Source organism: Buchnera aphidicola (Drepanosiphum platanoidis) (genome assembly GCF_964020165.1).
Taxonomy (GTDB): domain Bacteria; phylum Pseudomonadota; class Gammaproteobacteria; order Enterobacterales; family Enterobacteriaceae; genus Buchnera_J; species Buchnera_J aphidicola_BL.
The window spans coordinates 127,300-148,350 of the sequence record NZ_OZ026537.1 but is presented as its reverse complement, the minus strand read 5'-3'; the positions used below and the strand labels follow the sequence as shown (position 1 = coordinate 148,350).

16 protein-coding genes, 5 tRNA genes and 1 pseudogene are annotated in these 21,051 nt (G+C 16.8%); 7 read left to right on the top strand and 15 right to left on the bottom strand.

The features are described from left to right. Positions 1-329 precede the first annotated feature (329 nt). The 5 genes and pseudogenes from ybeY to prfB form a co-directional block, all read right to left on the bottom strand. Positions 330-794, bottom strand: coding sequence for an rRNA maturation RNase YbeY (ybeY, locus tag AACL42_RS00675; protein ID WP_340147609.1), 465 nt, complete (start codon positions 792-794; stop codon positions 330-332). A 24-nt stretch (positions 795-818) separates the two neighbouring features. After that, positions 819-2,165 (bottom strand): tRNA (N6-isopentenyl adenosine(37)-C2)-methylthiotransferase MiaB, encoded by a 1,347-nt coding sequence (gene miaB / locus AACL42_RS00670; RefSeq protein ID WP_340147608.1) that lies wholly within the window; start codon positions 2,163-2,165, stop codon positions 819-821. A gap of 57 nt (positions 2,166-2,222) precedes the next feature. Then, a complete protein-coding gene (gene lysA / locus AACL42_RS00665) occupies positions 2,223-3,467 on the bottom strand; it encodes a diaminopimelate decarboxylase (RefSeq protein WP_340147607.1) in 1,245 nt (414 codons plus the stop codon). A gap of 43 nt (positions 3,468-3,510) precedes the next feature. After that, complete coding sequence (lysS, locus tag AACL42_RS00660) at positions 3,511-5,001, bottom strand: lysine--tRNA ligase (RefSeq protein WP_340147606.1); 1,491 nt, start codon at positions 4,999-5,001, stop codon at positions 3,511-3,513. Between the two features lies 1 nt (position 5,002). Further along, positions 5,003-6,055, bottom strand: a pseudogene (gene prfB / locus AACL42_RS00655) (peptide chain release factor 2); the annotation flags it as partial. A gap of 363 nt (positions 6,056-6,418) precedes the next feature. Here prfB and ygfZ point away from each other — a divergent pair. Then, positions 6,419-7,402 (top strand): tRNA-modifying protein YgfZ, encoded by a 984-nt coding sequence (ygfZ, locus tag AACL42_RS00650; RefSeq protein WP_340147605.1) that lies wholly within the window; start codon positions 6,419-6,421, stop codon positions 7,400-7,402. A gap of 42 nt (positions 7,403-7,444) precedes the next feature. Continuing rightward, positions 7,445-8,068 (top strand): guanylate kinase, encoded by a 624-nt coding sequence (gene gmk, locus AACL42_RS00645; protein ID WP_340147604.1) that lies wholly within the window; start codon positions 7,445-7,447, stop codon positions 8,066-8,068. Between the two features lie 8 nt (positions 8,069-8,076). Here gmk and typA read toward each other — a convergent pair whose 3' ends face one another. Continuing rightward, the gene (gene typA, locus AACL42_RS00640; RefSeq protein ID WP_340147603.1) at positions 8,077-9,906 is read right to left on the bottom strand and encodes a translational GTPase TypA; all 1,830 of its coding nucleotides are present in this window, start codon (positions 9,904-9,906) and stop codon (positions 8,077-8,079) included. A gap of 95 nt (positions 9,907-10,001) precedes the next feature. Between typA and yihA the strand changes: the two genes are divergently transcribed. Continuing rightward, positions 10,002-10,625 carry a ribosome biogenesis GTP-binding protein YihA/YsxC gene (yihA, locus tag AACL42_RS00635; protein ID WP_340147602.1) on the top strand — a complete coding sequence of 208 codons (624 nt, stop codon included), beginning with the start codon at positions 10,002-10,004 and terminating at the stop codon, positions 10,623-10,625. On the opposite strand, the gene AACL42_RS00630 is transcribed toward yihA, so the two are convergent. From AACL42_RS00630 to AACL42_RS00610, 5 genes are all read right to left on the bottom strand, one after another. Beyond that, positions 10,622-12,391, bottom strand: coding sequence for a DNA polymerase A family protein (locus AACL42_RS00630; RefSeq protein ID WP_340147601.1), 1,770 nt, complete (start codon positions 12,389-12,391; stop codon positions 10,622-10,624). The genes yihA and AACL42_RS00630 overlap by 4 nt on opposite strands. Before the next feature lie 4 nt (positions 12,392-12,395). Further along, positions 12,396-13,310: a 5'-3' exonuclease gene (locus AACL42_RS00625; protein ID WP_340147600.1), complete on the bottom strand. Its 915-nt coding sequence runs from the start codon at positions 13,308-13,310 to the stop codon at positions 12,396-12,398. Between the two features lie 90 nt (positions 13,311-13,400). After that, on the bottom strand, positions 13,401-14,129 hold the full coding sequence (locus tag AACL42_RS00620; RefSeq protein WP_340147599.1) for a thioredoxin domain-containing protein: 729 nt from the start codon (positions 14,127-14,129) through the stop codon (positions 13,401-13,403). 320 nt (positions 14,130-14,449) lie between these two features. Next, a complete protein-coding gene (eno, locus tag AACL42_RS00615) occupies positions 14,450-15,748 on the bottom strand; it encodes a phosphopyruvate hydratase (RefSeq protein WP_340147598.1) in 1,299 nt (432 codons plus the stop codon). Positions 15,749-16,131: 383 nt separating this feature from the next. Beyond that, entirely contained in the window at positions 16,132-17,766 is a 1,635-nt protein-coding gene (locus AACL42_RS00610; RefSeq protein WP_340147597.1) for a glutamine--tRNA ligase/YqeY domain fusion protein, read from the bottom strand. Positions 17,767-18,144: 378 nt separating this feature from the next. On the opposite strand from AACL42_RS00610, the gene AACL42_RS00605 reads away from it, so the two are divergent. The 4 genes from AACL42_RS00605 to rpiA all read left to right on the top strand — a co-directional run bounded on the left by AACL42_RS00605 (position 18,145) and on the right by rpiA (position 19,530). Beyond that, a tRNA-Met gene (locus AACL42_RS00605) sits at positions 18,145-18,218 on the top strand. Positions 18,219-18,333: 115 nt separating this feature from the next. Beyond that, a tRNA-Leu gene (locus AACL42_RS00600) sits at positions 18,334-18,419 on the top strand. Between the two features lie 188 nt (positions 18,420-18,607). Further along, positions 18,608-18,680 (top strand) — tRNA-Gln (locus tag AACL42_RS00595). Between the two features lie 139 nt (positions 18,681-18,819). Beyond that, on the top strand, positions 18,820-19,530 hold the full coding sequence (rpiA, locus tag AACL42_RS00590) for a ribose-5-phosphate isomerase RpiA (RefSeq protein WP_340147596.1): 711 nt from the start codon (positions 18,820-18,822) through the stop codon (positions 19,528-19,530). 20 nt (positions 19,531-19,550) lie between these two features. Here the strand turns inward: rpiA and AACL42_RS00585 are convergent, their stop codons facing one another. The 4 genes from AACL42_RS00585 to csrA form a co-directional block, all read right to left on the bottom strand. Beyond that, positions 19,551-20,327, bottom strand: a complete 777-nt coding sequence (locus AACL42_RS00585; RefSeq protein ID WP_340147595.1) for an RsmE family RNA methyltransferase — start codon at positions 20,325-20,327, stop codon at positions 19,551-19,553. Positions 20,328-20,480: 153 nt separating this feature from the next. Next, a tRNA-Arg gene (locus AACL42_RS00580) sits at positions 20,481-20,554 on the bottom strand. Positions 20,555-20,592: 38 nt separating this feature from the next. Next, a tRNA-Ser gene (locus AACL42_RS00575) sits at positions 20,593-20,683 on the bottom strand. Between the two features lie 148 nt (positions 20,684-20,831). Then, complete coding sequence (gene csrA / locus AACL42_RS00570) at positions 20,832-21,032, bottom strand: carbon storage regulator CsrA (protein WP_340147594.1); 201 nt, start codon at positions 21,030-21,032, stop codon at positions 20,832-20,834. Between the last annotated feature and the right edge of the window lie 19 nt (positions 21,033-21,051).

Sequence of the window (21,051 nt, the reverse complement as noted above, 5' to 3'; positions counted from 1 at the left end):
AAATTTTTTATTAAGTGTTTTAACTTTATATTTTTTAAAATTTTTAGATTTTATTTTTTTATAAAATTTTTTAAAGATTATTTTTCAATTTTAATAAATTTATTATTTTTTCAAAATTATTATTTTGATAATTATTTTTATAAATTAATAAAAATCTAAATTTTTTTTTATATTAATTAATAATTTTTTTAATAAAATATTTAATATTTATTTTATTTATATATTTTTTTCATTTAAAAAATAATTTTTTATAAATATAAAAAAATTTTTTAAAATATTCAAAATTTAAAAATTTAATAATAATACTATTATGAAATTTTTAAAAAAAATTATTTTATCATATTTTTATAGTATTTTTTAAAAAAACCAAAGGATTTCATTTTTTGAATTTCTATTTTTTTCATTTTTTTATAGTTCTTTATAGTATTATGTTTATAATTTAATAAATGTAAAATTCCATGTATAGTTAAATGAGCCCATCTTGCTGTTAACTTTAATTTATATTTTTTTGCTTCTTTTTCTACTTTTTTTTTACATATTACTAAATCTCCAATTAATACATTTTGATTTTTTTTTTTATTTTTTCCTAAGTTAAAAGATAATATATTAGTATTTTTTTTTATATTTCTATATTTTTTATTTAATTCTATCATTTTTTTTTTTTTTACAATATAAATAGTAATAATTGCATTTGATACATTTTTTTTTATAGTGCTATAAATCCATTTTTTAAAAGTTTTTTTATGGGGAATATTTTTTTTTTTACAACTTATTTGTATATATACTTTTATCATTTTTTTTATTTTTATAGTTAAAAATTATGTATTTTTTATTCTTTTTTCTTCTATAAATCCTTTTAATGATTGCATATGCGCATAATTTATTTTTACATTTATTAACTTTCCTATCATTCTTCTAGTTCCTTTAAAAGATACAATTCTATTATTTTCAGTTTTTCCTAGTAATTTTAAATTATTTTTAGGATTAAATGCATAAACTAAAACTTTTTGTACGCTTCCAATCATTTTTTTACTCCATCTATTTGTTTGTTTTCTTAATATTTTTTGTAAAATATATAATCTTTTTTTTTTTTCTATTAAATTAATGTTATCTTTTAATTTAGTTGCATGAGTTTTTGGTCTAGGTGAATAAATAAAACTAAAGCTAGAATCAAAATTTATTCTTTTTACGAGTTTTATTGTTTTTTTAAAGTCTTTTTCTGTTTCTCCTGGGAATCCTACAATAAAATCAGAAGTTATAGAAATATTTGGTCTGATAGATTTCAACTTTTTTATTATTTTTTCATATTCTTTAATTGTATAATTTCTTTTCATTTTTTTTAATATTTTGTCTGATCCACTTTGTACAGGTAAATGAATAGTATTTACTAATTTTGGTATTTTTTTATACATTTTAATCATTTTTTTATTAAATTCAGCTGGATGACTGGTAGTAAATCTAATTCTTTTAATTTTTTTAATTTTTGAAATTTTAAATAACAATTCAGAAAAATCACATATAATATGATTTTTTTTAATTATTTTATAAGAATTTACATTTTGGCCTAATAATGTAATTTCTTTTACACCTTTTTTTGTTAAAAAATAAATTTCTTCTAAAATATTTTTATAATTTCTGCTAATCTCTCTATTTCTAGAATAAGGAACAATACAAAAAGAACAATATTTATTACATCCCTCTATGATTGAGACAAAAGAACTTGATTGATACATAGGTTTTTTAGGAAAAAATTTAAATTTTTTTAAATTTGGTTTTTTTATTTGAATAATTTTTTTTTTTTTTTTTTTATGTTTTTTTATTAGTTTAGGGAGATTATGAATTGTTTGAGTTCCAAAAATTATATCTACTAAATGTGTTCTTTTAAAAATTTTTTTTCTTTCTTGAGAAGCTACACATCCACCTACAGCAATAATTAATTTTTTATTTTTAATTTTTAATTTTTTCCATCTTCCTAATTGATGGAAAAGTTTTTCTTTTGCTTTTTCTCTAATTGAACAAGTATTTACAATAATAATATTTGCAATTTTTGGATTTTTTGTAAGAATATATTTTTTTTTATTAAATATTTCTTTAATTATGAATGAATCATATTCATTCATTTGACAACCCCACGTTTTTATATATATATATTTTTTATTATTCATTTTTTTATTATTTTTTTTATATAATTTTAATTTATTTTTTTTGCGTTTTTATTAAAGTTATAGTTCTAAACTAAACATTTCTTTATTTGTTTGTCTTCTACGTATTTGTTTAAATTTTTTATTTTTTATTAAAATTTCTGCTATTAATGGTCTGCTATTATAATTAGATGACATAGCTGAACCATAAGCTCCAGTATCATGAAAAATTATATAATCTCCTACTTTTATTTCAGGTAATTTAAAGATTTTTATTTTATCATTTTTCATAGGATTAAAGATATCTCCTGATTCACATAATGGACCTCCAATTACAGTTTTAAATGTATTTTTATAGTTTAGTTTTCTACTATCAAAAGGAATAATTGAAATTTGATGATAACTTCCATAAAATGCAGGTCTAATTAAATCATTGAATCCAGCATTTATTAATACAAATGTAGTAAATTCATTTTTTTTTATAACATATACTTTTGCAATTAGAATTCCAGATTCTGCCACTATAAATCTTCCTGGCTCAATTTCTAATTTTATTTTTTTGTTAAAATGTTTTGAAAGTATTTTTCTGGTTTTATCCCATTTTTTATAATAATTTTTAATATTTATTTTTTTTTCCGAAAAATGATAAGGGATCGGTAATCCTCCTCCAGCTGAAATATATTTTATTTTTTTATTTAATCTTAAAGCTTCTTTAATCATTATAAAACAAGATTTTTTTAAATTTTTTTCATGTGCTCCTGATCCTATATGTATATGTAAACCTAATAATTTTAATTGATATTTTTTTATAATTTTAATAGCATCTTTAATATTCCATATTCCATGTTTACTATGTTCTCCCCCGGTATTAGTTTTTTTACTATGACCATCTCCAAATTTTGGGTTTATTCGTAGCCAAACTTTATGCTTTTTAGAATTTTTTCCTATATTTTTTAGCATTATTAATGATCCTGCGTTTACGGGAATTTTATTTTTTATAACTGTATGCAATGTTTCTTCATCAATTAAATCTGCTGTAAAAATAATGTCATTACTATTTTTTTTAAATCCAGACAAAATTGCTCTTTCTATCTCCCCTTGCGATACAGCATCTATCTTTACTTTTAATTTTTTTATTAATTTTAAAATTGTAAGATTAGAGCAAGATTTTTGAGCAAATCTTACTATATCAAAAATTTTTAATTTTTTTATTTTTTTTTTAATTGTATTAAAATCATATAACCATAATGGTAATTTATATTTTTTTTCTAAAATTTTTATTTTTTCTAAATTAACAAATTTTTTCAAATTTTTTATATTTGACATATTTTTTCCATATTTTTAAAGTATTAAATTTATTATATTAATTTTAAGATTTTGGTTTATTTGTAGGAAAAAGAATTACATCTCTAATATTTTTTTGTTGTGTTAAAATCATTATTAATCGATCTATTCCTATACCTAATCCAGCTGTAGGAGGCATTCCATATTCTAATGCTTTTATATAATCATCATCATAAAAATTATATTTTTTTTTTTTTTCATTACTGTTTTTTATTTGATTTATAAATCTTTTTTTTTGTTCTATTGGATCATTTAATTCTGAAAATCCATTAGCAATTTCATATCCAGAAACAAATAATTCAAATCTTTCTGTAAAATTTTCATTTTTTATGGTTTTTTTAGCTAGAGGAGAAACTTCTGTTGGATATTCAGTGATAAATGTTGGATTAAATAATTTTTTTATTACTGTTTTTTCAAAAATTTCATTAATAATATGTCCAATTTTCCATGTTTTTAAAATTTTTATTTTTAAAATTTTTGCAATTTCTTTAATTTTTTTAAAATTTTTTAAGTCTTTTTTTTTTATATTTTTATTATATTTTAAAATTGATTGTTTCATAGTTAAAGTTTTAAAATTTATAATATTTTTTATAAATATATAATTTTTATTATTTTTTATTTTTTTTATTATATATTTTATAAGTTTCTTTAAAAATTTTATTATATATGCATAATTTTTATAAGCTATATATATTTCCATCATAGTAAATTCAGGATTATGTTTAGTAGAAATTCCTTCATTTCTAAAGTTTCTATTAATTTCAAAAATTTTTTCAAATCCTCCAATAATTAATCTTTTTAAATAAAGTTCTGGAGCAATTCTTAAATATAAATTTAAATTAAGTGCATTATGATAAGTAACAAAAGGTTTTGCTATAGCTCCTCCTGGAATATTATGCATCATAGGGGTTTCTACTTCTAAAAATTTTTTTTTTTTCATAAATTTTCTAATTAAATTAATAATTTTAATTCTTATATAAAAAATTTTTTTTGAATTTTTATTTGATATAAATTCTAAATATCTTTGTCTATATTTTTTTTCTTTATCAGATAGTCCATGAAATTTTTCTGGTAAGGATCTTAATGATTTAGTTAATAAAGAAATTTTTTGACATCTTACTGTTAACTCATTAGTTTTAGTTTTAAATAAAATTCCATTAACTTTAATTATATCTCCTAAATCTAATTTTTTTATTTTTAATCTAAATAATTTTTTTTTTATATCAGAAGAGTTTTTTTTTAAATATATTTGAATGTTTCCTTTCATATCTTGTATTACAAAGAAAATAGATTTGCCCATGATTCTTTTTTTTATAATTCTTCCATAAATATTTACAATGATTTTTAATTTTTCTAAAATATTTCTAGTTATTAGCTTATATTTTTTTTGTAAACTTTTTAAACAATTTTTTTGTTTGCATATATTTGGAAAATTAAATCCATTTTTTTTTAAAATTTTTAATTTTTTTTTTCTATTTTTTTGTTCAGTATTAATTTTTATTTTAAAATTTTTCATATTAATTTTCCTTTTTTAAATTTTTAATTACAAATTCATCTATATTTCCATCTAAAAAATTTTTTATATTTCTAGTTTCCATTCCAGTCCTTAAATCTTTTATTCTAGAATCGTCTAAAATATATGATCTTATTTGATTTCCCCAAGTGATATTAGATTTTTTATCTTCAATTTTTTTATTTTTTTGTTCTTTTTTTTTTATTTTCATTAAATATATTTTATATTTTATTTGTTTTAATGCATCTTTTTTATTTTTATGTTGAGATCTGTTATTTTGACATTTTGTTGTTATTCCAGTTGGGATATGTGTGATTCTTACTGCTGATTCTGTTTTATTGACATGTTGACCTCCAGCTCCTGAAGATTTATAAAAATTTATTTTAAGATTTTTTGAATTTATATCAACCTGAACTTTTTTTTTATTTTCGGGAGATACAAAAATTGAACTAAAAGATGTATGTCTTTTATTTTCAGAATTAAATGGGCTTTTTCTAATTAGTCTATGTACTCCACTTTCTGTTTTGAACCATCCAAATGCAAATTTACCAATTATTTTTATTGTAGAATATTTTATTCCATCGTTTTCATTTAAAGATTCTTCTATAATTTTAGTTTTAAAATTTTTTTTTTCAGACCATCTTAGATACATTCTTAGTAACATTTTTGCCCAATTTTGAGATTCTAAGCCACCAGATCCTGGTTGTATATCTACAAAACAATTTTTTTTATCATTTTTATGATTAAATATTCGATTAATTTCTATTAATTTTAATTTTTTTTTTATTTTTAAGATATCTACTTTTAATTCTTTTATTAAAGATAAATCTTTATATTTAAAAGATAAGTTTATAAATTTATGAATATCTTTAATCTTTTCATTTATTTTTTTTATATGTTTTATTTTTTTTTTAATTTTTATTTTTTTTTTATTTAATTTTTTTAAAATATAAAAATTTTTCCAATATTTAGGAAGATTAATTTTTTTAGAAATTTTTTTAATTTTTTTTTTTTTTTTTTTATAGTCAAAGATGTACTTTAAATTTTTGTATTTTTTTTTTTATTAGTAATATATCTTTTAAAATTTCTTTTTTAAGAGTCATTTATTTCCTTAAATTTTTATAAATATTTTAAATTTTGTTATATAAAGTTTGTTAATTTATTTTATAAATTTTTTTATTTTTTTTTTTTAAATATTAATATTTTTTAGATATTTTTAAGTTTATTTTATATAATTTATAATAATTATTATTATTTTTTTGCAATCTTTATTATATTATTATTTTAAATAAATGTATTGTTAAAAATGTTTATTTTATTTTATGATAATTAAAAGAAAATTAAATATTTTAAATGTTTTAAAATAATTTTAAAAATAAAAATATTTTTTAAAAAATTATATGAGTTTTATAAAAATTTTATGAAAAAAAATTATCTTCAAAAATCGCCGTTTATAACATTTTCTTCAAAAAAAATTTTTTTTTCTTTTATACATATAAAAAGTTTTGAAATTATTGAAGTAATAGGAAAAGATAGTCAAAAATATTTAAATAATCAATTTACTGCAGATTTAGATATTTTAAATAAGAATAAACATATTTTATGTGGACATTGTAATTATAAAGGAAAATTATTGAGTGTTTTAAGAGTTTTAAAAAAAAATTCTAAAAAATTTTTATATATGATAAAAAAAGATTTATATAATATTCATATGAAAACTATTAAAAAATATTCTATATTTTCACAAGTATGTTTTAAAAAAAAAAAATTTAAATTGTTAGGGATATTAGATTGTGAAATAAAAAAAAAATTGTTAAAGTATATTTTTTTAAACTTACCTAATAAAAAAAAATCAGTTTTATTTTTTAAGAAAGATATTATTTTATATATTGATAATCCTATAAAAAGATATTTATGTTTTTTATCAAAAAAAAGTTTTTTAAAAATAAAAAAAATTTTTCATAAAGAAAATTTTGTTAAAAATGATAATCAATGGGATGCTCTAGATATAGAGTCTAATATTCCAATTTTAAATATACAATCATCTAATATGTTTTTTCCTCAAGAAGTTAGTTTAAATAAAATTGATAATAGTATGAGTTTTAAAAAAGGTTGTTTTTGTGGTCAAGAAGCAATTTCTAGAATTCAGTATAAAGGAAATAATAAAAAAAATTTATTTTTTTTAATAGGAAAATTAAAAAAAAAATTTTTAATTCCTAAAGTTGGAGATTTAGTTTTTTTAAAAAAAAATAATTTTTTATATAAAAAAGGAATAGTATTAAATTCTTTGATTATAGAAAACAATCAAATTTGGATTCAAGCTATATTAAATAATTTTAATTTAGAAAACAAATTTTATTTTATTAAAAGAATAAAATTTTTTGTTCAATTAAAAAAAATTTAATATTATTTTAATTTTAATTTATTTAATTTAAAGTACGATAGAATGAAAACATTTGGAACTATTTTTATAATATCAGCTCCTAGTGGAGCTGGAAAATCTAGTTTAATTAAAAAATTTTTAGAAAGTAAATATTTAGATAATATTTATTCTTCAATTTCATATACTACTCGAGAGATTAGAAATGGAGAAATTGAAGGAGTTCATTATCATTTTGTTTCAAAAAAAAAATTTAAAAATTTAATAAATAAAAATTTTTTTTTAGAATATGCAAAAGTATTTAAAAATTTTTATGGAACTTCATTAAATTCTTTAAAAAAACTTTTAAAACAAGGAATAGATGTTTTTTTAGATATTGATTGGCAAGGAGCTAAAGAAATAAAAAAAAAAATTCCTAGTTCTAAAAGTATTTTTATATTACCTCCTTCCAAAAAAGATTTATATAAAAGATTAAAAAAAAGAAATCGTGATAAAAGAAATATTATTTTAAATCGTTTAAAAAATTCTTCTAAAGAAATTAGTCATTTATATGAATACGATTATTTGATCATTAATGATAATTTTAAAAAATCTTTAAAAGCTATAAAAAATATTATTTTATCTAATAGATTATTAATTAATCATCAAATTTTTAAAAATTTTAAATTAATAAAAAGTTTATTATTTTAAAAATTTTTTTATTTATTTTTATTTTTTTTTCTTATATAAATTTTTCTTTCATTTTCATTAATAATTTTTTTTCTTAATCTAATTGATTTAGGAGTTACTTCTATGAGTTCATCATTATTGATGAAACTTATAGATTGCTCTAAATTATAGTTTATAGGTTTAATTAATTGAATAGCTTCATCTGTTCCTGACGCTCTCATATTAGTTAATTTTTTACCTAATAAACAATTTACTGTTAAATCATTTGATTTGTTATGAATTCCAATGATCTGTCCTGTATATACTTTTACTCCATGATTAATAAATAGGTTTCCTCGTTTTTGCAAATTATATAAAGAAAAACCTACTGCTTTTCCAATCCCATTAGATATTAAGACTCCATTTCTTCTTTGACCAAGATCTAAGTTGATCATATTATCATAATGACTAAAAGAAGAAAAAAATAATCCTGTTCCAGATGTTATATTAATAAATTCTGATCTAAAACCTATTAAAGCTCTACTTGAAATTATATATTCTAATCTTACATTATTAGTATTTTTTGAAGACATATTTTTTAATATAGCTTTTTTTCTTCCTAATGCTTCCATTACAAAACCTTGATATTTTTCTTCAAAATCTAATATTAAATATTCAAATGGTTCTTGTTTCTTTCCTAATTTAGATTTTTTAAAAATTACTGTTGGTCGAGATACTTCTATTTCATATCCTTCTCTTCTCATATTTTCGATTAAAATAGATAAATGTAATTCTCCTCTTCCAGAAACACTAAAAGTATTAGAATCTTTAGTTTCTTCAAACTCTAAAGCAATATTTTTTAAAGTTTCTTTTTTTAATCGTTTTAAAATTTTTCTAGAAGTAACATATTTTCCTTCTCTCCCTGAGAATGGAGATGTGTTAACTGAAAAAAACATTTTTACTGTAGGTTTATCTATTGTAATAGGGGGTATGATAATTTCATTTTTTAAATCACAGATTGTATCAGAAATATTTAAATTTTCAATTCCAGTAATTGCAATTATTTCTCCAGAATATGCTAGCGGAACATTAACTTTTTTTAATCCAGAATATGTAAGAATTTTTTTTATTGTTCCAAATTTATTTTTTTTTTCTTTATTTATTATTTTAACATTTTGATTTTTTTTTAATATTCCGCTCATTATTCTGCCAATTCCAATTCTACCTAAATAATTGTCATATTCAATTTGTGAAATTTGCATTTTAAAAAATTTTTTTATGTTATTTTTAGGCTTAGGAGTATGTTTAACAATAGTTTTTAATAAAGGAAACATATTATTTTTTATTTTGTTTAAATCTAATCCAGATTGGCCTAAAATTGCTGAAGCATATACAATAGGAAAATCTAATTGTTCATCATTAGCATTTAAATCAACAAATAAGTCAAAAATTTGATCAACTACCCAGTTTGGTCTTGCATTTTTCCTATCAATTTTATTGATTACTAATATTGGTTTAATTCCATATTGAAACGATTTTTCAGCTACAAATCTTGTTTGAGGCATAGGGCCATCTAATGCATCTACTACTAATAAAACTGAATCTACCATAGATAAAATTCGTTCAACTTCTCCTCCAAAATCAGCATGACCTGGTGTATCTACAATGTTAATTTTATATTTTTTCCAAAAAATAGAAGTATTTTTTGCTGTTATGGTAATTCCTCTTTCTTTTTCTAAGTCATTAGAATCCATAATTCTGTTATATTCTTCACTATAATTCTTAAAAGTAGTAGAATGTTGTAATAATTTGTCTACTAAAGTTGTTTTTCCATGATCAACATGTGCTATAATCGCGATATTTCTTAAATTATTATTCATATTTTTTCTTTATTTTTTTATTTTAATAAAAATTAATTATAATTTTAATTTAAAAATATTTTTTATTTTTAAAATTAATTCTTAGGTATATTATTATGAATTTAAATTATCATTCAATATCTTTTTTAAAAAGTTTTTTAAAATTTAAAAAAATTAATATTAATATAGGATCAGAAATAGCTTTGTTAGGTTACTCTAATGTAGGTAAATCTACTTTAATTAATGCTCTTTCAAATAATAAAAGATTATCAAAAACTAGTAAAAATCCAGGTCAAACTAAATTAATAAATTTTTTTAAAATTAATAAATTTTTTAGAATTGTAGATCTTCCTGGTTATGGATATTCTAAAAATTCTAAAAAAGTACAAAAAAAATATAATTTAGAAGTTAATAAATATATTAAAAATAGATTTTGTTTATTTGGTGTTATTTTATTAATGGATATTCGAAATCCTTTAAAAATAATAGATATAGATTATTTAAAAATTTCATTAAAAAAAAAATTAAAAATTTTAATTTTATTAAATAAAGTAGATAAAATTAAAAATTTTAAAAGAAAGTTAATTTTTAAATATGTTTCTTTTAAAATATATAAAAAATTTAATAAAAAAATTAAAATTTGTTTTTTTTCTTTTAAAGAAAAAATTTTTATTAATAAATTAAAAAATAAAATTTTTTGTTGGTATAAAAATTGTAAAACTTTAAACAACAAATTTTAAAAATTTTTTAAATTTTTCCAATTTTTTCCAAATTTAATATTAATTTTTAAAGGAACTAAAAAAAAAGTATTTTTTTCCATAATTTTTTTTATTTTTTTACAAGATTTATATAAAATACTTTTTTTTATTTCAAAAATTAATTCATCGTGTAACTGTAAAATTATTTTTATTTTTTTTTGTAATTTTTTTTTTTTTATCCAAGAGTATAATTTAATCATTGCAATTTTTATAATCTCGGAAGCAGATCCTTGAATTGGTGCGTTATTTTTAGTTCTTTGAATATATTGACTATATAAAAAATTTTTTTTATTTTTTAAAATAGGAATTAATAATTTTCTATTAGCTATAGTATAAACATAATTTTTTTTATTATTTTGTTTTTTAAAATACATTTTTATTTTTGAGTATTTTTTGAAATATTTATCTATATATTTTTGAGATTTTTTTAAATCTTTATTAATTAATTGAGAAAGACCAAAAGAAGTAATACCATATATCAATCCAAAATTAATATTTTTAGCAATTTTTCTGTGTTTTTTTGTTATTTTTTTTTTTTTTAATTTAAAAATATTCATTGCTGTTTTTAAGTGTAAATCTTTATTTTTCATAAATATTTTTAATAAATTTTTATCTTGAGATAGATGGGCTAATATTCTTAATTCTATTTGAGAGTAGTCAGCGGAAACAATATAATAATTAGGTTTAGCTATAAAAGATTTTCTTAAAAAATTTGCTTTTTTTTTGTTGTTAGGAATACATTGTAAGTTTGGATTTCTAGAAGATAATCTTCCTGTAGTGGTAATTGTTTGATAATAACAAGTGTGTATTTTTTTAGTTTTTTGATTAATTTTTTTTAATAAAACATTAATATATGATGATTTTATTTTATACAATTCTCTGTATTTTATAATTATTTTCGCTAATTTATTTTTATAAGACAATTTTTTTAAAATTTTTTTATTTAAACAAATTTTTCCAGTTTTAGTTTTTTTTAAATTTATAACATTATTTTCATTAATTAAAGCTTTTTTTACATCATTATAAGATCGTAAATTAAATTTTTTTTTATTTAAAGTATATGCTTGTTTTTTTATTTTAATTAGTTTTAATGATATATTTTTTTTTTTTCTTTTTAAATTTTTTAAATTTATTAAAAATCCATTTTTTTCAATTTTATACAATATTTTTGATAATGGAAAATCAATCTTATAATAAATTTTTTTTATAATTGGAAATTTTTTAATTTTTTTTTTTAAAATTAAATATAATTTTAATATTTTATAAGAACTTTTTAAATTTTTATAGTTATAAAAAAATTTTTTTTTTTTTTTACATATATTTTTATTTATCCAATATTTATACATTTTATCAAGTTTATGATGATTTTTAAAAATATTATTAATTAAATATGAAATTAACATAATATCTAAAAAATTTTTTTTTATTTTAATGTTATTTTTTTTAAAATAAAAAAAATTTTTTTTTAAATTATGTACTATTATTTTTATTTTAAAATTTTCTAATATTTTTTTAATTTTTTTAAAAAAATATTTTTCTTTTATATATAAATTTTTTAAATATTTTTTATTTTTGTAAGAAATATAAAAAATTTTTTTTAAACAAATAGATAAAAAGATTCCTATAATTTTTTTTTTATTTTTTTTAAAACTAAATGAAATAATTTTAATATTTTTATTTATTTTTCGAATAAATTTTTTTAATTTTTTTTTTTTTTTTATTTTAATAATTTTGATTATTTTTTTCATTTTTTTATTTTAAAAAATTTTTTTTTAAAAAAAATTTTTTTAAAGATTTTAAATTATATTTTTGAAATAAACAAAATAATTTCTTTAATTTTATTTTTTTTAATTTTATTTTTTTTTTATATTTTTTTATAAAGATATTTTTTTTTATAGTAGTTAATTTAAAATATAAAAAAATTTTTTTTTTATTTTTAATAAATATTTTATTAAATTTTATAGAATTTCTAAATTTAATTTTTTTTAAATTATTTAAATTTTTATAAATTTTTTTTAAAGAATTATATTTTTTAAGAATTTTAACAGCGCTTTTTTTTCCAATTCCAGGAGCTCCTGGAATATTATCAGATTTATCTCCAACTAATGATAAATAACAACTAATGGTTTTTGGAGCAATTCCAAATTTTTTTTTTATTTCTTTTATTCCTAAAATTTTATTTTTAAAATTTAAAATTTTTACATTTTTTTTAATTAATTGACATATATCTTTGTCTGATGTGCAAATTAATATTTTATATTTTAATTTAGATTCTTTTTTAATTATTGTTCCAATTATATCATCTGCTTCAATTTTTGGAATTCTTAAAATAGGAAAACCTAAACATTTAATAATATTTAATAATGGTTTTATTTGATTTTTTAAATCAATAGGCATTTTTAATCTGTTAGATTTATATGGTTTATATATTTTTTTCCTAAAATTTTTAGAAGGATGATCAAATACAAAAATAATATTTTTCGGAGAATATATTTTTATTAAATTTTTAATTAATTTTAAAATTCCATAAATAACACCTGTTGGTTTATTTTCATGATTTTTTAAATTTTTAAAAATATAATAATACCTGTATAAATAATTATTTCCATCAATTATTATTATAATTTTTTTTTTAAAAGATTTCTTATTCTTGATTTTATATTTCATTTTTTATTTCTAAATTATTAAAAAATAATTTTATAATTATAAAATTTATTTTTTTATTTTTTTATTTTAAAAAATTTTTATTAAATTTTTTTAATGTACAATATTTGATGTATCTTTTTTTAATAAATAATCTATTATATTTAAATATTTATTTAATGCATCTTGTTTTTTTATAAATGGAACGCATTCTGAAGAAATTAAATATTTTCCATAAATTAATAATGATGGAACAGAATATATTTCGGATTGATTAAAGAATGTATTTTCTTTATTAATAGCTAAAGCTAGAATTGAAGAATTCCATAATTTATCAAAATTTTCAGTTTTAAGATTTATTATATGAACAAACAATTTTTTTATTTGATCTATATTATTAATTTTTTCTTGTGAAATATGAAATAAAAAATCATTTGTTTTTTCTTCTTGATTAATTATTTTTCCTATATTCCATATTTTTGAAATAGTAATATTATAATCATTATGAACTAGTGAAACATAATATTTTTCAACTTTAATTTTAAATTTTTGTTCTATCGCTTGATATAAATAATTATTATGTTGTTTTATACAATATGGGCAATTAAACGAAAAAAAAAGTATTATTTTAGGACATTCATGAATAGGATTATTTGTTTTAAAGTAGTCTTTTCCTTCTATAATTGGATCGAAAACGTTATTTTTTTTAATTTCTGATAATACTGGTTTTATTAAATTTGAATATGTTGTATTTTTTATATTTAATTGAAATTTAAACATTAAAGTTAAGTTAAATAACAAAATAACTAAAAAAATATAAAATTTATGAATTATTTTTTTCATTATTTTTCATTCCTGTATAAATAATATAAAAATTTTTTATTTTTTTATTTTAAAAAGTAATTATTTTATTAAAAATTTTTAATAATAATATTTATTATTTTTAAATTAAATTTTTTATATAATTAATTTATAATTTTATAAAATAATTTTATAAATTTTTTTAATTTTTTTTTATGTTTTGTTAACATAAAAAAATAAAAATAAGAATATTATTCTTATTTTTATTAATTATATTATAATTATAAATAAATTTTTTTAATAAATTTGTTAAATTTAAAATAATTAAAAAATTTAAAAATATTAAATTTATTTTTAAGATTTTAAAATTTTAGTTCTAGTTTTCCTTTATATGGAGCTATTTTATTTCCTAAATAATTTTCAATTCTAATTAGTCTATTATATTTTGCTATTCTTTCAGATCTACTCATTGATCCTGTTTTAATTTGACCTGCGGATGTTCCAACAGATAAATCTGCTATTGAAGTATCTTCAGTTTCTCCAGATCTATGTGATATAATTACATGATAATTATTTTTTTTTGCAATTTTTATTGTTTTTAATGTTTCTGTTAATGTACCAATTTGATTTAATTTAATTAAAATTGAATTTGCAATATTTTTTTTTATTCCATATTTTAAAAGTTTAGGATTCGTTACAAATAAATCATCTCCTACAATTTGTATTTTTTTTCCCAAAATTTTTGTTTGATAAAAAAATCCTTTCCAATCTGATTCATGTTGACCATCTTCAATTGAAGAAATTGAATATTTTTTTGTAAGATTTTGTAAATATTTTGTAAATTCATATGAATTAAATTCTTTTTTTTCTTGATTTAATACATAAGTTTTTTTTTTTTTGTTAAAAATTTCTGATGCTGCGCAATCAATTGCAAAATTAATATCTTTTTTTATTCTATATCCTGATTGTTTTACTGCTTTGTTTAATAATTTAAAAACTGATGAATTTGATTTTAAATTAGGAGCAAAACCACCTTCATCACCTACATTCGTACTTATATTTTTTTTTTTTAAAATTATAGATAAATTAAAAAATATTTCAGAACATACTCTTATTGCATTTTTAAAACTTTTAGAATTAATAGGTTGAATCATAAATTCTTGTATATCTAAATTATTATTAGTATGTTGACCTCCATTAATAATATTTACCATAGGTAAAGGCATAGAATATTGTTTTGGGGTATTATTTAATTCAGAAATATGTTGAAAAAATGGAACATTTTTAAATAATGCAGATGCTTTAGCGTTAGCTAAAGATATAGCTAAAATTGTATTTGCCCCTAGATATGATTTATTTTTAGTATCGTCTAATTCAATCATTATATTATCAATTTTTTTTTGATCTCTAGAATCTTTTTTAAATAATTTTGGAAAAATTACATTTTTAATTAAAAAAATAGATTTTTTTAAACCTTTTCCAAAATATCTTTTCTTATCATTATCTCTTAACTCTAAAGCTTCTCTAGATCCTTTAGATGCTCCAGAAGGTGAAGAAGCTATACCTATATGTCCACTGTTTAGATGAACTTCTGCTTCTATTGTAGGAACACCTCTTGAATCAATTATTTCTCTTCCAAAAATTTTTTTTATATATGGCATACTTTCTCCTTAAATAAATTTTATTTTTTTTAATTTTAAAAGTTTTTTTAAAATTCATAATTTTTTAAGAAAATTTTTTATAAATAATTTTATTTTAATATTTTTTTTATACTTTTTATTATTAATAAAGTTTTAATTTTAAAATTTTTTAAATATAATTTTTTAATATTATTTAAATATAAAATTTTTAATAAATATAATAAAATATATTTTTTTAATCAAAAAAATTTAATTTTTAATTTTAATAAATTTATTTTATAATATTTTTTATTTTTTTTTAAAAATAAATAATTTTTTTATATAATTTATTTTTATTATTTTATATATTATGTAATAGTAAAATTTGAAATTTAAGTACAATTATATTTTAGTATTTTATTTTTTTATTTCAAACTTACAGTTTGATTAAAAACTGTTATTTTTTTATTGTCTGTATTTTTTTTATCTAAAATAAAATATCCTTCTCTTTCAAATTGATAATTTTTTATATTTTTTTTTTTAAACAATGATTTTTCTATAAAACCTTTTTTTGTAATAATTGATTTTTTGTTCACATATTTTAAATAATTTTTTTGAGATTCTGGATTTGTAATATTAAAAATTGGTGAAAATAAATGAAATTCTGCTTTTTTTGTATTGTTTTTTGAAATCCAGTGGATAACTCCAGATACTTTTCTATTTTTAGGATTTTTATTTAATGTTTTTTTATCATATGTACAATATATTTTTTTTATTTTTCCTAAATAATTTTTTTTTATTTTTATAGCTTTAATAACATACGAGTAGCGTAATCTAATTTCTTTATGTATAGAAAGTTTTCTAGAATTTTTTATTTTATTATTTTTAAAATCTGACCTATCTATATAAATATATTTACTAAAATAAATAGTTCTTTTCCCTAATTTTTTATTTTGAGGATGATTTAGTATTTTTATTTTTTCTATTAAGTTATCAGGATAATTTGTAATAATTATTTTAATAGGATTTAATACAGCCATATATCTAAAAGATTTTTTATTTAAATCTTTTCTTATACAATGCTCTAAAAAAGATATTTTAATTAAATTATTTTGTTTTGTTACACCTATTTTTTTACAAAAATTTTTTATAGATTTTGGAGTATAACCTCTCCTTTTTAAGCCAGAAATTGTAGGCATTCTTGGATCATCCCACCCATCTACAATTTTTTTTTTAATTAAATTTTTTAATTTTCTTTTTGATAGTATTGTGTACTCTAAATTTAATTTAGAAAATTCATATTGTGTTGATTTAAATTTAATATTTATATTATTTAATATCCAATTATATAAAATTTTATTATCTAAAAATTCTAATGTGCATATAGAATGAGTGATTTTTTCTATAGAGTCTGAAATACAATGAGTAAAATCATAAGTGGGATATATGTTCCATGTATTTTTAGTTCGATGATGTTTAAAAAATTTTATTCTATATAAAACTGGATCTCTCATAATTATTTGAGAAGAGTGCATATTTATTTTTGCTCTTAAACAAACTTCACCTTCTTTAAAATATCCTTTTTTCATTTTTTTAAATAACCATAAATTTTTTTTTATACTTTGGTTTCGATAAGGACTATTTTTTCCAACAGTTGTTAATGTTCCTCTATATTTTTTAATTTCTTTTTTATTTAGTTGATCTACATAAGCCAGATTTTTTTTGATTAAAATTAATGCATAATTATAAATTTTTTTAAAATAATTTGAAGCATATTTTATTTTTTTGTTCCATTTATAACCTAGCCATTTAATTTCTTTTATTATATTTTTTATATATTTTTTTTTTTCTTTTTCTGGATTTGTATCGTCAAAACGTAAATTGCATTTTCCTTTAAATAATTTTGAGATATGAAAATTTAAAAATATAGATTTTGCATGGCCTAAATGTAAGTATCCATTTGGTTCTGGAGGGAATCTAGTTCTAATAATTTTGTATTTTTTTTTTTTTAAATCTGATTTTATAATTTTAAAAATAAAATTTTTTATTTTTTTTTTCATTTTTTTGTTAGTTACAAAAAGTTAAACTATGTGTATTTTATAAAAATTAAATTTATAAAAAATTTAAATATCATTTTATTTAAATTTGTTTATATAATATTTTTTATTTAATTTAGAAAAATAAAGATTTTATGTTAAAATAATATTGTATTAAGTAATTACTAATTATATTTTGTATTTTAAATATTTATTTATTATATTAATAATTATATATATAATATATTATATATAATATATTATGATTTAATAATTTATATTTTATTATATAATTTTTTATTATTAAAATAATTTAAATTTTTTAATAATAAAAAATAATTATTTTATATTTTTTATAAATTATTTTTTTAAAATTTTTATAAAAAAATTTATAAAAAAAATAGCTATGTAGCTCAGTTGGTTAGAGCGCAGCACTCATAACGCTGAGGTCATGGGTTCAAATCCCATCATAGCTAAGAATAATTTATTAAATGTTCTATTATTTATTTTTAATTAAATAAAGTTATTAAAAATATTTATTTTATTATTTTATTATTTTTTTTTATTATTTTTTTTAAGTTTTTTTTAAAAGCGGAGGTGGCGAAACTGGCAGACGCACCAGATTTAGGTTCTGGCACTTTTAAAAAAGTATACGAGTTCGATTCTCGTCCTCCGTAAAATTGTATAATTTTTTATTTTTTTAATAAAATATTTATATATTAATAAATATTTGAATTATAATATATTTAATATACATTTTTTAAATTTTAAAAAAATATTAAATATTTTTTATTTTTTTAAGTTTATAATTTGCTTTAATATAATAAATTTTTTATAATTAATATAATTTTTTTAATATAAATTTTGGGGTATAGCCAAGAGGCTTAAGGCACCGGTTTTTGATACCGGCATCCCTGGTTCGAATCCAGGTACCCCAGAAAAAAAAATTTTATTTTTTATTATTTATATGAATTTAATATTTATTATTTTAAAAAATATGTTTATTAATAATACATAATTAATCCTTTATTATTTATCATAATAGTTAGTTTAAATTTAAATTAATAAAATAATTTTATGAAAAAAAAAATTCAAAATAAATTAAAAAAAAATGTAGCTTTAAATGTTATAAAATATATAAAAAAAAATATGTTTTTGGGAATTGGAACAGGCTCTACAATTAATTTTTTAATAAATGAGGTTAATAGTTACAAAAATTTAGTAAAAGGAATAGTATCATCATCTAAGATGACAACAAATCTATTAAAAAGAAATAATGTTAATAACATTTATAAGATTAATAAAATTGATAGAATTAATTTATATATTGATAGTGCAGATGAAGTAAATTTTAATTTTGATATGATTAAAGGAGGAGGAGGGGCATTAACAAGAGAAAAAATAGTTTCACATTATTCAGATTATTTTATATGTATAGTTGATTCAACTAAAATTGTAAAAAAATTTAATAAGTTTCCTCTTCCGATCGAAATATTACCTTTTGCTTTAAATTATATAAAAAAAGAATTAATAAAAATTAATAAAAATATTTTATTTTCTGTAAGAAAAAATTTTATTACTGATAATGGAAATTTAATTTTAGATGTTAAAAATTTAGATTTAAGTAATCCCAAATATATAGAAAAAAAATTAAATAATCTTCCTGGAATTGTTTCATCAGGAATTTTTTCTATTAGAAAACCTGATTTATTATTAATTAGTACTTTTGATGGAATTAAAAAAATAAAAATAAAAAATAAAAATACTCTAAAAAGTTTAAAACTTTAAAAATATTATAAACAATAATATTAATAATATAATTTAGATAAATTTTTATCTTTATTACATTGAATAATTGAAATTGCTACAATACTTGCGGTTTCTACTCGTAAAATTCTGTTTCCTAAATTAATTTGATAAAAATTTTTTTTTTTACATAATTTAAGATCTTCTTTACAAAATCCTTTTTCAGATCCTACTAATAACATTATTTCACAATTTTTTGTAATAATTTTTTGTATATTTGTTTTATTTTGATAATTTTTATAAAAATCACAAAAAATTTTTTTAATATTTTTATTATTTTTACTTTTTTTATTTATCCACTTTAATAATGTTGTTGGTAAATTAATTTTAGTTATTTTATTTCTGTTACATTGTTCACTAGAAGAAATAGAAATTTTTTTTAATCGTTTAAAAATTTTGTTATTATTAAAATATTTTTTTGAATTTTTATAAAGTATTGGAGTAATAGAAGTTATTCCTAGTTCAGAAGATTTTTGTACAATCCAATCCATTTTTTTTTTTGCACATATTAATTGCCCCAAATGAATTTTTATTTTTGATTCATTATTTTGATAAATTTTTTTTTTTATTATAATTTTTATTATTTTTTTTTTTAGACTTTTGATTATTCCTATAAAATAATAATTTGTATTATTAAAAATATTAATTTTTTTATTTTTTTTTAATTTTAATACATTTTTTATATGATGATAATTTTTTTTAATTTTTATAATTTTATTTATTTTTATATTTTTTTTATTTATAAAAAATTTTGATATTTTTTTATTTTTTAATTTCATACATTTGTTTTATAGTAAAATAATTTTTTTACAAAAATTTTTTATTTTAATATTTTTTTTTATTTAAATTTTTTTTTAATATATATTATATTTAAATTTATAATATGTATATTATTTTGTTAATAATGTATTTATAAATTTTTTTTTATTTTATGCATCCGGTAGGATTTGAACCTACGACCTCTCGGTTCGTAGCCGAGTGCTCTATCCAACTAAGCTACGGATGCATATTTTTTTTTTAAATAATATTTTTATAAAATTTTTTTGATGAGAGAGGGATTCGAACCCTCGATGCATTTTTTATAATACATACTCCCTTAGCAGGGGAGCGCCTTAAGCCTCTCGGCCATCTCACCTAAGAATATTTTTTAAAAAAAAATTAACTATATAATTAATATAAAAAATAATTTTTTATAGATTAATTATTTATTTTTTCTCTACATCTTGTCATTGTTTTTTTAATAAGTCAATTTTTTTGATTTTTTATTTAGTTTTATTTTTTATTCATTTAATTTCTTTAGATTTATTTTTTATATTTTGTTTTTCTTTTTGAATTTTATTATAAATTTCTTCTCTATGTACAGCAATTTTTTTAGGAGCATCTACTCCAATTCTTACTTGATTCCCTTTAATTCCTAGAACAGTTACTTTTATTTCGTCACTAATTATAAGAGATTCTCCAATTCTTCTAGTCAAAATTAACATTTCTATCTCCTTGAGAATA

What these genes read in the sequence shown, in the direction of transcription:
- ybeY (WP_340147609.1), bottom strand. Translation starts at nt 794, where the DNA reads ATGATAAAAGTATATATACAAATAAGTTGTAAAAAAAAAAATATTCCC.
- miaB (WP_340147608.1), bottom strand. Translation starts at nt 2,165, where the DNA reads ATGAATAATAAAAAATATATATATATAAAAACGTGGGGTTGTCAAATG.
- lysA (WP_340147607.1), bottom strand. Translation starts at nt 3,467, where the DNA reads ATGTCAAATATAAAAAATTTGAAAAAATTTGTTAATTTAGAAAAAATA.
- lysS (WP_340147606.1), bottom strand. Translation starts at nt 5,001, where the DNA reads ATGAAAAATTTTAAAATAAAAATTAATACTGAACAAAAAAATAGAAAA.
- ygfZ (WP_340147605.1), top strand. Translation starts at nt 6,419, where the DNA reads ATGAAAAAAAATTATCTTCAAAAATCGCCGTTTATAACATTTTCTTCA.
- gmk (WP_340147604.1), top strand. Translation starts at nt 7,445, where the DNA reads ATGAAAACATTTGGAACTATTTTTATAATATCAGCTCCTAGTGGAGCT.
- typA (WP_340147603.1), bottom strand. Translation starts at nt 9,906, where the DNA reads ATGAATAATAATTTAAGAAATATCGCGATTATAGCACATGTTGATCAT.
- yihA (WP_340147602.1), top strand. Translation starts at nt 10,002, where the DNA reads ATGAATTTAAATTATCATTCAATATCTTTTTTAAAAAGTTTTTTAAAA.
- AACL42_RS00630 (WP_340147601.1), bottom strand. Translation starts at nt 12,391, where the DNA reads ATGAAAAAAATAATCAAAATTATTAAAATAAAAAAAAAAAAAAAATTA.
- AACL42_RS00625 (WP_340147600.1), bottom strand. Translation starts at nt 13,310, where the DNA reads ATGAAATATAAAATCAAGAATAAGAAATCTTTTAAAAAAAAAATTATA.
- AACL42_RS00620 (WP_340147599.1), bottom strand. Translation starts at nt 14,129, where the DNA reads ATGAAAAAAATAATTCATAAATTTTATATTTTTTTAGTTATTTTGTTA.
- eno (WP_340147598.1), bottom strand. Translation starts at nt 15,748, where the DNA reads ATGCCATATATAAAAAAAATTTTTGGAAGAGAAATAATTGATTCAAGA.
- AACL42_RS00610 (WP_340147597.1), bottom strand. Translation starts at nt 17,766, where the DNA reads ATGAAAAAAAAAATAAAAAATTTTATTTTTAAAATTATAAAATCAGAT.
- rpiA (WP_340147596.1), top strand. Translation starts at nt 18,820, where the DNA reads ATGAAAAAAAAAATTCAAAATAAATTAAAAAAAAATGTAGCTTTAAAT.
- AACL42_RS00585 (WP_340147595.1), bottom strand. Translation starts at nt 20,327, where the DNA reads ATGAAATTAAAAAATAAAAAAATATCAAAATTTTTTATAAATAAAAAA.
- csrA (WP_340147594.1), bottom strand. Translation starts at nt 21,032, where the DNA reads ATGTTAATTTTGACTAGAAGAATTGGAGAATCTCTTATAATTAGTGAC.